Source organism: Actinotalea sp. JY-7885, from assembly GCF_014525465.1.
Taxonomy (GTDB): domain Bacteria; phylum Actinomycetota; class Actinomycetes; order Actinomycetales; family Cellulomonadaceae; genus Actinotalea.
The window spans coordinates 1-12,585 of record NZ_JACEXH010000098.1 but is presented as its reverse complement, the minus strand read 5'-3'; the positions used below and the strand labels follow the sequence as shown (position 1 = coordinate 12,585).

At 72.9% G+C, this 12,585-nt stretch carries 10 protein-coding genes and 1 pseudogene; all 11 read right to left on the bottom strand.

Going from position 1 to position 12,585, the window contains the following annotated elements:
• A pseudogene (locus IDM29_RS10380) lies at positions 1 to 996 on the bottom strand (hypothetical protein); the annotation flags it as partial.
• Positions 996 to 1,943, bottom strand: coding sequence for a PP2C family serine/threonine-protein phosphatase (locus tag IDM29_RS10375; RefSeq protein ID WP_255491644.1), 948 nt, complete (start codon positions 1,941 to 1,943; stop codon positions 996 to 998). The gene IDM29_RS10375 and the pseudogene IDM29_RS10380, both read right to left, overlap by 1 nt.
• A gap of 110 nt (positions 1,944 to 2,053) precedes the next feature.
• Entirely contained in the window at positions 2,054 to 3,061 is a 1,008-nt protein-coding gene (locus IDM29_RS10370) for a polyprenyl synthetase family protein (RefSeq protein ID WP_188037492.1), read from the bottom strand.
• A complete protein-coding gene (gene nuoN / locus IDM29_RS10365; protein WP_182112094.1) occupies positions 3,058 to 4,641 on the bottom strand; it encodes an NADH-quinone oxidoreductase subunit NuoN in 1,584 nt (527 codons plus the stop codon). Before nuoN ends, IDM29_RS10370 begins: the two co-directional genes overlap by 4 nt.
• Positions 4,638 to 6,263: an NADH-quinone oxidoreductase subunit M gene (locus tag IDM29_RS10360; protein ID WP_188037491.1), complete on the bottom strand. Its 1,626-nt coding sequence runs from the start codon at positions 6,261 to 6,263 to the stop codon at positions 4,638 to 4,640. The genes nuoN and IDM29_RS10360 overlap by 4 nt, the downstream gene beginning before the upstream one ends.
• A gap of 13 nt (positions 6,264 to 6,276) precedes the next feature.
• Positions 6,277 to 8,289, bottom strand: a complete 2,013-nt coding sequence (gene nuoL, locus IDM29_RS10355; RefSeq protein ID WP_375372404.1) for an NADH-quinone oxidoreductase subunit L — start codon at positions 8,287 to 8,289, stop codon at positions 6,277 to 6,279.
• A gap of 10 nt (positions 8,290 to 8,299) precedes the next feature.
• Positions 8,300 to 8,599, bottom strand: coding sequence for an NADH-quinone oxidoreductase subunit NuoK (nuoK, locus tag IDM29_RS10350; RefSeq protein ID WP_182112096.1), 300 nt, complete (start codon positions 8,597 to 8,599; stop codon positions 8,300 to 8,302).
• Entirely contained in the window at positions 8,596 to 9,444 is an 849-nt protein-coding gene (locus tag IDM29_RS10345) for an NADH-quinone oxidoreductase subunit J (protein ID WP_188037490.1), read from the bottom strand. The genes nuoK and IDM29_RS10345 overlap by 4 nt, the downstream gene beginning before the upstream one ends.
• A complete protein-coding gene (gene nuoI / locus IDM29_RS10340; protein ID WP_255491906.1) occupies positions 9,441 to 10,157 on the bottom strand; it encodes an NADH-quinone oxidoreductase subunit NuoI in 717 nt (238 codons plus the stop codon). Before nuoI ends, IDM29_RS10345 begins: the two co-directional genes overlap by 4 nt.
• Before the next feature lie 76 nt (positions 10,158 to 10,233).
• Entirely contained in the window at positions 10,234 to 11,622 is a 1,389-nt protein-coding gene (nuoH, locus tag IDM29_RS10335; RefSeq protein ID WP_182112099.1) for an NADH-quinone oxidoreductase subunit NuoH, read from the bottom strand.
• Positions 11,622 to 12,585, bottom strand: a 964-nt coding sequence (locus tag IDM29_RS10330) for a molybdopterin dinucleotide binding domain-containing protein (RefSeq protein ID WP_188037489.1), incomplete at its 5' end; no start/stop codon positions are given. The genes nuoH and IDM29_RS10330, both read right to left, overlap by 1 nt.

The window sequence follows — 12,585 nt, the reverse complement described above, 5'->3', positions numbered from 1 at the left end:
CGCGGGCGCGAGTGCGGGCGCGGACGGCGGGGCGGCGGCGGGCGCCTGGAGCAGCGTGTGCTCCAGGTCGTCGAGATCCTCGGGCTCGACCCGACCGCGGGGCAGGGCATGACGCGCGAGCGCGCGCGTCTCCGGCGCGGGGGTGGGCTCCGGGGCGGGCTCGGGCTCGGGCTCGGGCGTGGGCTCGGGCTCGGGCGTGGGCTCCGGCTCGGGCTCGGGCTCGGGCTCCGGCTCCGGCTCCGGCTCCGGCTCCGGCTCCGGCTCCGGCTCCGGCTCCGGCTCAGGCTCCGGCTCCGGCTCAGGCTCCGGCTCAGGCTCCGGCTCGGGCTCCGGCTCAGGCGTGGGCTCCGACTCGAGCTCCGACTCGAGGGCGGGCTGCGGCTCCGGCTCCGGCTGGGGCTCAGGCTCCGGCGTGGGCTCCGACTCGGGCGTGGGCTCGGGCTCCGGCGTGGGCTCGGGCTCCGGCGTGGGCTGCGGCTCCGGCGTCGGCGCGGGCGCCGCTGCCGTCGGGACGTCCCTGATGAGCGCCGTCGCGGGGACGGGCTGGGCGGCCGCACCCGACCTGGTCTCCACCCGCACGCCCGCGGCGCGCACGACGCCGGACAGCACGGGCAGTGCCCCGTCGGTGGACGCCCCGCCGAGGGCGGGGGTCCGGACCGTGACGGACTCGACGTCGGCGTGGATCTCCTCCGCCCAGGTGGAGACCATGGCGCCCGTGAGCGTGCGGGACCGCGCGCCCGTGATCTCGACCTCGAGCTCGCCCCGCACGATGACGTGCGCGCGGTCGGACTCGACCGCGACGAGCGCGAACGGCGGGAGCTCGGCGATCCCGCCGCGCAGCAGCACCTGGAGCGCCCCGGTCAGCCCCGCGCCCGCACGCACCGTCTCCCACAGGTCGCGCACGAGCGCGGCATCGGTGGTCGGCGGGACGAGGGCGATCCGGCCGTCGGTCACGACGGCCACCCACTCGCCGGGGGCGTACAGGGGGACGATCATCACGGCACCTCCGTGGAGCTGGCGCCGGCCGGGCCCGCGGGGCCCTCCGGCTCGGTCGCGCGGGCGCCCACGGCGGACGGGGAGCGCGGGATGGTGGCGCCGTCGATCTCCTCGTCCCACGCGGCGTCGCGGGCCGCGTCGGCCCGACGAACGGCACCCGCCACGGCGACGTCACGGTCCGGCGCACGGACGGTGGTCTCGACGTCGGGACTGTCGGTCGCGATCGCGACGTCCACGACGACGGCGCTGATGTTGTCCTTGCCGCCCGCCTCGAGCGCGGCGGTGACGAGCACCTGGGCCGCCTCCTGCGGGTCGGCCACGGTCGACAGGACGCGCAGGAGGGTCGTGTCCTCGAGCTCGGTGGTGAGCCCGTCCGAGCAGACCAGGACGCGGTCGGCCGTCCCGGCGGGGATCAGCCAGTAGTCCGGCTCGGGCTCGGCGCCCGTGCCCACGGCGCGCGTGATGACGTGGCGGTCGGGGTGCCCCACCGCCTCGTGCGGGGACAGCTCCCCGCGGTCGATGAGCTCCTGGACCACCGAGTGGTCCACGCTGATCTGCTCGAGCTCACCCCCGGCGAGCCGGTAGACGCGCGAGTCACCGATGTTGAACACCAGCCAGTACGAGCCACCGTCGTGGGCCGCGATGGCCACGCCCGCCACCGTGGTGCCGGCGGTGCGTCCGGCCTGGACCGCTCCCCGCAGGCGCGAGGCCGTGCGGTGGAAGCACGCGTGGATCTCGTCGGGCGACGCGGACGTGCGGCCCGCGAGCTGCGAGAACTCCTCGACCGCGAGCCGGCTGGCGACGTCTCCGGCGGAGTGCCCGCCCATGCCGTCCGCCACGAGGAAGACCGGCGGGTACGCCAGCAACGAGTCCTCGTTGAGGTTGCGGACGCGCCCGCGGTCGGTCGCAGAGCCCCAGGACGTGCGCACGAGCCTCCCCGTCGTCACCCTTAGCGGACCGTCGTCCGCTGCGGTACAGCACCATGCTCCCGGACCATCGGCACGCCGCGGTGCCGAGTTGAGCCGTCCGGGTGAACGACCTGCCGCGCCGCCCGCCGTCAGGCCGCGCGGTCCACCAGGGCCCGGGTGAAGGAGACGAGCGAGTCCCGCACCGGGCCCGCGGGAAGGGTACCCAGAGCGGCCACCGCCTCGTCGGCATACTGCACGGCGCGGGCGCGCGTCTCGGCGACGACCGGGTGGGACCGCAGGCGCCGCACGGCGTCGTCGAGGTCCGCGTCGGCGCTCAGGTCGGAGTCGAGCAGCGCGACGAGCGCACGGTCCTCGTCGGTGCCCTCGGGGCCGGCCGCCCGGCGGCGCAGGAGCAGCACCGGCATGGTCGGGACCTTCTCGCGCAGGTCGGTGCCGGGCGTCTTGCCGGACTGGTCGCCCACCGAGGTGAGGTCGATGACGTCGTCGGCGAGCTGGAACGCGACGCCGACCTTCTCGCCGTACTGCGTGAGCGTCGCCACGATCTCCGGCCCGCAGCCGGCGAACATCGCGCCGAAGCGGGCGGACGTCGCGATGAGCGAGCCGGTCTTGTCGGACAGCACCTGCAGGTAGTGCTCGACGGGGTCGACGTCGGCCGGCGGGCCCACCGTCTCGTGGAGCTGGCCGAGGCACAGCCGCTCGAAGGTGGCCGCCTGGATGCGCACCGCCTCGGGGCCGAGGCCCGCGACGAGCCGCGACGCGCGCGCGAAGAGCAGGTCGCCCGTGAGGATCGCGACGTGGTTGCCCCACACCTCGTGCGCCGCCGGCGCACCGCGACGCACCGGCGCCGAGTCCATGACGTCGTCGTGGTAGAGCGTCGCGAGGTGCGTCAGCTCCACGACCACCGCGGCGTCGAGCACCTCGGGCCGCTGGCCCTCGCCCAGCTGCGCCGCGAGGAGCGTCAGCAGGGGGCGCAGGCGCTTGCCGCCGGCGTTGACGAGATGCCGCGACGCCGTGTCCGCGAGCAGGTCCGCGTGGGTGACCGCGCCGCGCAGCCGCTCCTCGACCAGACCGAGCCGAGCCGTGAGGAGCTCGGTCAGGGCCGGGTCGGCGAGCGACAGCGTGGTGGAGGAGCTCACGGGATCAGCCGAGCCGCGTCCGCGAGGACGTCGAGGACGGGCGAGGGCAGCACGCCGAGCAGCACCGTGCCGACGACGGCGATCCCGATCGCCACGGCGGTGAAGCCCTCGGAGCGCACGACGGTCGTCGACTCGCCCGGGGTGCCCGCGGCGTCCGTGAAGAACATCAGCACGATGAGGCGCACGTAGAAGAAGACCGCCGCTGCGGACGCGAGGACGCCGACGACGGCGAGCCACGTCAGGCCACCCTCGATCGCCGCGGCGAAGACCGCGAACTTCCCGATGAAGCCACCCGTGAGCGGGATGCCCGCGAACGAGAGCAGGAAGAGCGCGAACGACGTCGCCAGCACCGGGTGCCGCTTGCCGAGACCGGACCACTGGGAGATGTGGGTCGCCTCGGCCACGACGGCCGACTCCGGACCGGACGTGACCTCGCGGACCAGGGTGATGATCGCGAACGCGCCGATCGTCGCCAGGCCGTAGGCCAGCAGGTAGAAGAGCACGGACGGGATGGCGGACGGCGTCAGCGCGACGACGCCCACGAGCACGAAGCCCGCGTGCGCGATGGACGAGTACGCGAGCATGCGCTTGACGTCCGTCTGCACGATCGCCACGACGGTGCCGACCAGCATCGTCAGGACCGCGACGGCCCACAGCAGCGGCATGATGTCCCACTCGAGCGGCGGCAGGACGACGTAGACCAGGCGCAGGATCGCGCCGAACGCGGCGATCTTGGTGCACGCAGCCATGAAGCCGGTGATCGGCGTCGGCGCACCCTGGTAGACGTCGGGTGTCCACGAGTGGAACGGCACGGCGCCGACCTTGAACAGCAGACCCACGAGGACCAGGACGACGCCCGCGAGGAGCAGCGCGTCCATCCCGACCACGGTCTGCGTCGCGGCCGCGATGTCCGCGAACCGGATCGAGCCCGCGAAGCCGTAGAGCAGCGCCGCACCGAAGAGCAGGAACGCCGAGGCGAAGGCGCCCAGGAGGAAGTACTTCATCGACGCCTCCTGGCTGAAGAGGCGGCGGCGGCGCGCCATCCCCGACAGCAGGTACAGCGGCAGCGAGAGCACCTCGAGCGCGACGAAGAGCGTCAGCAGGTCACCGGCGGCGGGGAAGATCATCATCCCGCCGAGCGCGAACAGGACCAGGGGGTAGACCTCGGTCTGCGCGAGCCCCTTGCGGCGCGCGAGCTCCTCGTACTCCGAGCCCGGGATCGCGGCGGCCGAGGGCGCGAACGCGTCCTCACCCGTCTCGCCGCGGTCCGCGATGACCAGGACGCTCACGAGGCCGAGCAGCGCGAGCACACCCCACAGGACGAGCGTGGGTCCGTCGAGCATGACCGAGCCGCCGAGGATCTCGAAGCCACCGGAGCTGATGACGTCCTTCCACAGGGCCGCCACCGCCACGAGCGCGCCGGCGAGGGCGAGCACCGCGAGGGCGAGCTGGATCGCGCGGCGCGCGCGCTGCGGTGCGAAGGCCTCGACGAGGACCCCGATCGCTCCGGCTCCGAGCACGATCACCACGGGCGCCAGCTGGGCCCAGGGGACCTCGGGGGCCACGAAGGCGGGGGTCACTTGTCGCTCCCGTCGACGGAGGAATCGCTGGCGTTGCCGGCCTCGTCACCCGGGCCGCCCGGGTCGGCACCCTCGTGGACGGCGGCGACCGAGACCTCGGCCGGCTGACGCACGAGGTCGAGCGCGGGTCCGGGGTAGAACCCGAGGACGAGCATCGCGGCGATGAGCGGGCCCACGACCCACTTCTCGCGCGCGGACAGGTCGGGCGTGGTCGCGAGGTCGTCGCGCACGGGTCCCGTGAAGACCCGCTGGTAGGTCAGCAGGACGTACAGCGCGGCCAGGATGACGCCGAGGGTCGCCACGATCGTCGCGGGGCGGTTGGCCTGGAAGCTGCCCACCAGCACGAGGAACTCGCTGACGAACGTCGACAGGCCCGGCAGCGAGAGCGCCGAGAGCCCGGCCACCAGGAAGGTGCCCGCGAGCACGGGCGTGACCTTCTGCAGACCGCCGAACGCGGAGAGCCGCGCCGTGCCGCGCCGCGCCACCAGGAAGCCGGCGAGCAGGAACAGCGCGCCCGTCGACAGGCCGTGGTTGACCATGTAGAGCGACGCGCCCTGCGTGCTGACCTCGTTGAAGGCGAAGATGCCGAGCACGATGAAGCCGAAGTGGCTGACCGACGTGTACGCGATGAGGCGCATGAGGTCCTCCTGGCCGATGGCCAGGAGCGCGCCGTAGAGCACCGACACGACCGCGAGCACGATGATCACGGGCGCCGCCCAGCGGGAGGCGTCGGGGAACAGCGGCAGGCAGAGCGTCAGCATGCCGAAGGTGCCCACCTTGTCGAGCACGCCGACCAGCAGCACCGACGTCCCGGCGGGCGCCTGCTCGGCGGCGTCGGGCAGCCAGGTGTGGACCGGCCACATCGGCGCCTTGACGGCGAACGCGAGGAACAGCGAGAGGAACAGCAGCCGCTCGGTCGTGACCGGCAGGTCGAGACCGACGAGGTTGTCGATGAGGAAGCCCTGCTCGCCGCCCGGGCCCTGGAGGTACAGCGCGATGACGCCGACCAGCATGATGAGCCCGCCCGCGAGCGAGAACAGCAGGAACTTCACGGCGGCGTAGCGCCGACGCAGGCCGCCGAAGGCGCCGATCATGAAGTAGACCGGGATCAGCATGGCCTCGAAGAGGACGTAGAACAGGAACAGGTCCCGGGCCGCGAACACGGCGACCATGAAGGCCTCGAGGACGAGGATCAGCGCGACGTAGTTGCGGATGCGGTTGCCGCCCTCGACGGCCGACGGCGCGTCGGCCTGCGCGTCCGTGCCCTGCGCCACCCGCGCCGCGACGGCGTCCGGGTGCTCGCGCCAGGCCGCCAGCAGGACCAGCGGCACGAGCACGACCGACAGCAGCACCAGCGCGAGGCCCACGCCGTCGACGCCGACGGCGTAGCTGACGCCGAACGTGGGGATCCACGGCGCCTGCTCGGTGAGCTGGTGCTCGCCGGCGCGGGCGACGTCGAACTGGAGCGTGGCGAGCACGGCCAGCACGAGCACGACGAGCGACACGGCGAGCGCGACGGGCCGGGCGTGCTTGCGCGCGCCCGACGGGAGGAGCCACACGACGGCGGCGCCCAGGAGCGGGACCACGATCAGCGTGGTCAGCCAGGGGAAGGTCTCGGTCATGGTGTCTCTTCCCTCAGATCCGGAACGCCAGCGCGACGGCGGCCAGCACGACGACGCCGGCGACCATGCCGGACGCGTAGGTCCGCACGTAGCCGTTCTGCAGCCTGCGCAGCACGTCGCCCGAGCCCGCGACGACGCGCGCGAGGCCCGTCGCCGCCCCGTCGACGACCTCACGGTCGCCGTACACGAGCGAGCGCGTGAGGTACTGCCCGGGGCGCATGAGCAGCGTCTCGTTGACGTCGTCCTGGTACAGGTCCTTGCGCGCGGCACGCGTCAGCACGGAGCCGCGCGGCGCGACGACGGCCACCGGCGAGGCCGCGTACTGGCGCCACGCCAGGAACGCGCCGACGGCGACGAGCGCGAGCGTCAGGCCGGTGATGACCGGCACCGAGAGCACGGGCTCGTGGTGCTCGGCGTGCCCCGTGACCGGCTCGAGCCACGTGGTGAACGCGCCGCCGATGGTCAGGGCGCCGCCGAGGCCGACGGAGCCGATGGCCAGCACGACCATGGGGATGGTCATGAGCTTCGGCGACTCGTGCGGGTGGCGCACCGGCGCCGCCGGGTCCACCGCTCCCCCGCCGTGCCCGTCGCTCCAGCGGCGCTCGCCGTGGAACGTCATGAAGAACAGGCGGGACATGTAGAACGCCGTCAGCCCGGCACCGAGCAGCGCGACACCGCCGAAGACCCAGGGCTGCCAGCCCTCGCCGCCGGCCGTCGCGAACGCCGTCTCGATGATCTTGTCCTTGCTCCAGAAGCCGGACAGGCCGGGGAAGCCGATGATCGCGAGCCAGCCGGCCGCGAAGGTCAGCCACGTGATCTTCATGTAGCGGGACAGGCCGCCGTAGCGGCGCATGTCGACCGAGTCGTCCATGCCGTGCATGACGGACCCCGCGCCGAGGAACATCCCCGCCTTGAAGAAGCCGTGCGTGAGCAGGTGGAAGATCGCGAACGCGTAGCCGATCGGACCCAGGCCGGCCGCGAGCATCATGTAGCCGATCTGCGACATCGTCGACGCGGCGAGCGTCTTCTTGATGTCGTCCTTGGCGCAGCCGACGATCGCGCCGAAGAGCAGCGTGATCGCACCGACGATCGCCACGACGAGGAGCGCGGTGGGCGCGCCGTCGTACACGGGCGCGGACCGCACGACCAGGTAGACGCCCGCGGTGACCATCGTCGCCGCGTGGATGAGCGCCGAGACCGGGGTCGGGCCGGCCATCGCGTCGCCGAGCCAGGCCTGGAGCGGGAACTGCGCCGACTTGCCGCAGGCGGCGAGCAGCAGCATGAGCCCGGCCGCCGTCAGGACCGCCTCGCTGGCGCCGGGCGCACCGGAGAACACCGTGACGAAGTCCGTCCCGCCGAACTCGGCGAACAGGATGAAGATCGCGATGAGCATGCCGACGTCGCCCACGCGGTTGGCGATGAACGCCTTCTTGGCCGCGACGGCGTAGGGCAGGTGGTGGTTCCAGAACCCGATGAGCAGGTAGGAGGCGAGGCCCACGCCCTCCCAGCCGACGAAGAGCAGCAGGTAGCTGTCCGCGAGGACCAGCAGGAGCATCGCCGCGACGAAGAGGTTGAGGTAGGCGAAGAACCGGCGCCGGTCGGCGTCGTGCTCCATGTACGCCACGGAGTAGACGTGGATCAGCGTGCCGACGAACGTCACCAGCAGGACGAAGGTCAGCGAGAGCGGGTCGATCCGCAGGCCGGCGTCCAGGGTGAAGTCACCCGCCGGGATCCACGAGAACAGGTGCAGGTCCTGGACGCGGTCCTGAGCGGGCAGGCCGAGCGTGGCCACCCACAGCACGGCCCCGACCACGAAGGCCGAGGCCGAGGCGAGGACGCCGAGCCAGTGGCCCCATCGGTCCGCGCGTCGTCCCAGCAGCAGCAGGACCGCGGCCCCGAGCAGGGGCAGCGCGACCAGCAGCCAGGCGTACGAGAACGCGCCGGTCGCCTCCCCGGCGGCGGCGACGTGATCGTCGGCAGCGGTGGCCAGGCCTGCGGGCAGGCCGGCAAGAGCGTGTGTCAACACCCGGCGCTCCTCAGCTCTTCAGAAGGTTGACGTCGTCGACCGAGGCCGAGCGACGGGTGCGGAAGATCGCGACGATGATGGCGAGCCCGACGACGACCTCGGCCGCGGCCACGACCATGACGAAGAACGCCACGACCTGCCCCGTGAGGTCACCGTGGATCCGCGAGAACGTCACGAACGCGAGGTTGGTCGCGTTGAGCATGAGCTCGATGCCCATGAACACGACGATCGCGTTGCGGCGCAGCAGCACGGTGAGCGCGCCGATCGAGAACAGCACGGTGGCCAGCACCAGGTAGTTGCTCAGGTTCACCGCACGGGCTCCTCACCGGTGATGGACCGCTCGGGGGGCGTGGAGCCGATGCCCTGGGCGCCGACGTCGCCGCGCACCTCGTCGACCTGACGCTCCTGGCCGCGGACGCGCAGCACGCGCGGGACCGACTGCTCGAGCGGGCGGCCGTCGGGCCCGAGGGCCGCCACGTCCATGGCGTTGCTGCGGGCGTAGACACCGGGCGAGGGCAGGGGCGTGAGCACGCCGCCCTGGGCGACGCGCAGGTCCGCGCGCTCGCGCTGGCCGACCTGGCGCGTGAGGCGCTGGCGGTGCGTGAGCACGAGCGCCCCGATCGCGGCGATGACGAGCAGCGTGCCGACGACCTCGAGCGCGAAGACGTAGTCGCCGAAGATCACGCGGGCGACGCCGACCGGGTTGCTGTCGGCGTTGACGGCCTCGAGCCCGGCGGGCCGCAGGTCGGCCGCCGTGAGCACGACGCCGACCAGGACGGCGCCGAGGCCGATGCCGAGCAGCGCGCCGATCCACCGCTGACCGGCGATCGTCTCGACGAGCGAGTCGGAGGAGTCGACGCCCACGAGCATGAGGACGAAGAGGAACAGCATCATCACGGCGCCCGTGTACACGATCACCTGGACGACGCCGAGGAACGGCGCATCCTGCGCGACGTAGAGGATCGCGAGGCTGATCATCACGACCACGACGCTCATGGCGGCGTGGACCGTCTTCTTGGCGAAGAGCAGGCCGAGCGCCGACAGCACCATGATCGGCGCGAGCACCCAGAAGAGCACCGCCTCGCCGGCCGACGTGCTGCCCGTCTCGACGAGCGACGTCACCACGGCCGCGGCGGTGGTGGTGGACGGGGTCATCGGGTGGCCCTCCCGTGCGAGGCGGTGGTGTCGACCTCGGCCGGCTGACCGTGCTCGACCGGCTCCGCGAGCTCGGAGGCCGTCCCGCGGTCCGTCGACCGCTCGGGTGCGCGGTGGTCCGGGCGCAGCGCCTGCAGGCTCGGCTCCTCCGGGCGCCACTGGGCGACCCAGTCGATCTGCTCCGGGACCGGGCCGTTGACCGAGCCGCGGTAGTAGTCGGTGTCGTCCGTGCCGGGCACCATCGGGTGCGGGGCCGCGAGCATGCCCTCGCCCAGGGGCGCCAGGAGGTCCTGCTTCTCGTAGATCATCCCGCGGCGCGTCGGACCGGCGAGCTCGTACTCGTTGGTCATCGTCAGCGCGCGCGTCGGGCAGGCCTCGATGCACAGGCCGCAGAAGATGCAGCGCAGGTAGTTGATCTGGTAGACGCGGCCGTACCGCTCCCCCGGCGAGAACTGCGCGTCGGGCGCGTTGTCGGCGCCCTCGACGTAGATGGCGTCGGCCGGGCAGGCCCACGCGCACAGCTCGCAGCCGATGCACTTCTCGAGCCCGTCCGGGTACCGGTTGAGCTGGTGGCGCCCGTGGTACCGCGGCTTCGTCGGCGGCTTCTCGAACGGGTACTGCTCGGTGATGACCGGCTTGAACATCGCCGAGAGGGTCACGCCGAAGCCCGCGACGGGCGCGAGCACCTCGCCGATGCCCTTCTTCGGCTCGATGAGCGACTCGTACTCGTGCGCGGGCTCGCGCCCGCCCACGGCACCGCCGTCGCTGTCGCGACGACTGAGGTCCTTGTCAGCCACGGGTCTCCTCCTGGTCGCCGTCGGCGGGTGTCTGCGTGCCCGCGACGGCGGGCGCCTCGGTGAGCGTCGCGGTCCCGGTGCCGGCGGCGGACCCCGCGGCCGCCTCCTGCAGGCGCAGGCGGCGCGGCGAGGGCGGGAGCGACTGGCCGGGCAGCGGCGGAACAGGGTAGCCCCCCGCGAAGGCGTCGAACGCCTCCGGCTCCGGCTCCGGCTCCGGCTTCTTCTCCGGGATGAGGAAGGAGAGGCCGATGCCGACCACCGCGATGACGCCGAGCGCGATGAGCAGCGAGCGCAGGTCCACGTCCGTGAACTGGCGGATGCCCTGGACGACCGCGACGCAGACGATCCACGCGAGGGCGACCGGGATGAGCACCTTCCAGCCGAACTTCATGAACTGGTCGTAGCGGAAGCGCAGCAGCGTGCCGCGGATCCAGACGAACAGGAACATGAAGAACCAGAGCTTGGCGAGGAACCACAGCAGCGGCCACCAGCCCTGGTTGAGCATGCCGTCGTTGATCAGGCCGAGGCCGAACGGCGCCTTCCAGCCACCGAAGAACAGCGTCGTGGCGACGGCGGAGACGTTGAGCATGTTGATGTACTCGGCGAGGAAGAACCAGGCGAACTTCATCGAGGAGTACTCGGTCATGAAGCCGGAGACGAGCTCGCCCTCCGCCTCGGGCAGGTCGAACGGGAGGCGGTTGACCTCGCCGACCATGGAGATGAAGTAGACGACGAACGCGGGCAGCAGCGGGAAGACCCACCAGATCGAGTCCTGCGACTCGACGATCTGCGACGTCGACATCGAGCCGACCATGACGAAGACGCTGACGAGCGACAGGCCCATCGCCAGCTCGTAGGAGATGACCTGGGCGGTCGAGCGCACCGCGCCGAGCAGCGGGTAGGTCGAGCCGGAGGACCAGCCGCCGAGCACGATGCCGTACACGCCGACCGACGTGACCGCCAGGATGTAGAGCACCGCCACGGGGAAGTCCGTGAGCTGGAGCGGCGTCTCGATGCCGAACATCGAGACGGCGGGGCCCAGCGGGATGACGGCGAACGTCAGCAGCGAGCAGAACACCGAGATCATCGGCGCCACGATGTAGACGACCTTGTCCGCGGCCTTGACGTTCACGTCCTCCTTGAGGAGGAGCTTGCCGGCGTCGGCCATCGACTGCAGCAGGCCGAAGGGACCGTGGACGTTCGGGCCCGACCGGATCTGCATCCGGGCGACGACCTTGCGCTCGAACCAGATCGCGAACAGCACGCTGACCAGCAGGAACACGATGATGCCGACCGCCTTGATCAGGACGATCCACCACGTGTCGTTGCTGAAGTCCGCGGTCGGCGGGACCGCCGCGGCCAGGGGCATGAGGCCGGCCATCACAGCACCTCTCCGTCGGTGTGGTCGGACCCGGTCCGCGCGCCCACGGCGGCGGACGCCGCGGCGAGCTCGACGACGGCGCCGGCGTCGACGCCGAGCGTCGGCCGCACCATCGAGCCGGTGGAGTGCGTGGGCACCCAGACGACGCCGTCGGGCATCGGGGTGACGACCGCCGGGAGCGTGATCTGGCCGGCCGCCGTGCGCAGGGTGACGCCGTCGCCCGTCGCGACGCCGAGCGCCGCCGCCGTGCCGGCGCCGAGGCGAGCGACCGGCCGGTGCGCCGTGCCGGCGAGGAAGGCCTCGCCGTCCTGGCAGCGACCCGCGTCGAGCAGCTGGTGCCACGTCGCGAGCACGGCCTGACCGGAGGACAGCGACGGCGGCTCGACGGAGGCGACCGCGGGCGCGGCGACGCGCTCGCCGTCCCAGGGGCCGAGGGCGTCGATCTCCGCGTGGACCTGGGCCAGCGTGCGCAGGCCGAGGGCCGTGCCCATCGCGTCCGCGAGGACGTCCAGGACGCGGTGGTCGGACATCGCGGTCGAGGTGAGCGCCTGGGGGAACGGCCGCAGGCGACCCTCCCAGTTCATCCAGGTGCCGGCCTTCTCCACGGGCGGCGCGACGGGCAGCACGACGTCGGCCAGCGCCGTCACGGCCGAGGCACGCACCTCGAGCGAGACGACGAAGCCCACGCGCTCGAGCGCGGCCCGCGCCAGCGCGGGGTCGGGCAGGTCGACCGGGTCGACCCCGCCCACCACGAGGCCGCCCAGCGTGCCGTCGGCGGCCGCGGCGACGATCTCCGCGGCGCTGCGACCGGGCTCGACCGGGAGGCGCTCGACGTCCCACGCGGCCGCGAGGTCGACGCGCGCCTGCGCGTCCGCCACGGGGCGCCCGCCGGGCAGCAGGCCCGGCAGGGTCCCCATCTCGACGCCGCCGCGCTCACCGGCGCGACGCGGGATCCACGCGAGC